The following is a 1,203-nucleotide window of genomic DNA, read 5'->3' as shown; positions in this document are numbered from 1 at the left end:
TTGAGACCTGAGACCCGGTTATGGCCACCCGCTGCGCTATTTGCGGGCTGCGCGTGTGGCCATAACCTTAAAAAGCGCTTCTTCCCGACGTGCTACGGAACGGAGCTGACCTCGAACGCCATCCTCAAATGGCAGGAGGAGCGCCAGGTCGAATGGCACTACATCGCCCCGGGAAAACCGATGCAGAACGGCTTTGTCGAGAGCTTCAATGGACGGCTGCGTGACGAATGCCTCAATGAGCACCTGTTCGCCAACCTGCGCCATGCCCGCGGCCTGATCGAGGCGTGGCGCGACGACTACAACCATCACCGCCCCCACACGAGCCTCGACGGGCTCACCCCGTGGGAGTATCACCAACGGTCAGTAGAGGACCAAACCCTGAACAGAGCAAACTAATAACTGCGGACTCTATGGGGAGCAGGTCACGCGCGTTCGCTCGACGGATCGAAGGCGACCTTCTTGCGCCGCTTCCGGCGGCGCGGCGGCGCCACCTCGGTTGGCTTCGATCCTTCGAGATCGGGGTTGATGTTGTCGTCGGCCATCGGGGTACTCCTTTGCTGGCTCGCGCGCCTGCGCAACGGGCTGATGACCGCCGAGTTCGCGGAACAGTTCGCCGGTGAAGTCACGCGGATCATGGCCGCCCGCACGGGCGGTGGCGCACTTTCGCGTGCCGCGCTCGCGAGCAAGCTCGCGAAGGTCGAGACCGCGATCGAGCGCCTGCTCGACCGGCTGGAGACGGAAGACGCGTCCGACGCCATCCTCGCACGCCTGGAGCGCCGCGAGGCCGAGCGCGACACCCTGCGAGCCGAGCTCTCGGCGAGTTTCGACGAGACACCGGTCGCCCCGCCCTCCCCGGCCGAGCTCGAGGCGATCTATAGGGCTCAGGTCACCCGCCTGGAGGACCTGCTGACGGGCAGCGACCAGATGGTGGCGGCGAACGCGCTGCTGCGCGATCTTCTGGGCGAGGTGCGCGTGTGGGGTGATCCGGACGCGCGGGGCGGGATGCGGATCGAGCTCCGGGGCGCGGCGTCCCGGCTCCTTCAAACTCCTGGCGAACAACAAAAAAGCGCCCCTTGGGGCGCTGCATTGTCTGATATTCAGATTTCGGTGGTTGCGGGAGTAGGATTTGAACCTACGACCTTCAGGTTATGAGCCTGACGAGCTACCGGACTGCTCCATCCCGCGCCATTTGCGGCCCTTTTG

1 protein-coding gene and 1 tRNA gene are annotated in these 1,203 nt (G+C 64.8%); one reads left to right on the top strand and one right to left on the bottom strand.

Features of this window, described 5'->3' with window-relative positions:
* Positions 1–396, top strand: a 396-nt coding sequence (locus tag C8N44_RS23065; RefSeq protein WP_245413010.1) for an integrase core domain-containing protein, incomplete at its 5' end; no start/stop codon positions are given.
* Between the two features lie 712 nt (positions 397–1,108).
* Here C8N44_RS23065 and C8N44_RS23060 read toward each other — a convergent pair.
* Positions 1,109–1,185: transfer RNA gene (locus C8N44_RS23060), tRNA-Met, on the bottom strand.
* Positions 1,186–1,203: the final 18 nt, after the last annotated feature.

It is taken from the genome of Allosediminivita pacifica (assembly GCF_003054175.1).
Classification (GTDB): Bacteria; Pseudomonadota; Alphaproteobacteria; order Rhodobacterales; family Rhodobacteraceae; genus Allosediminivita; species Allosediminivita pacifica.
This window is presented reverse-complemented; position numbering and strand designations above follow the sequence as displayed.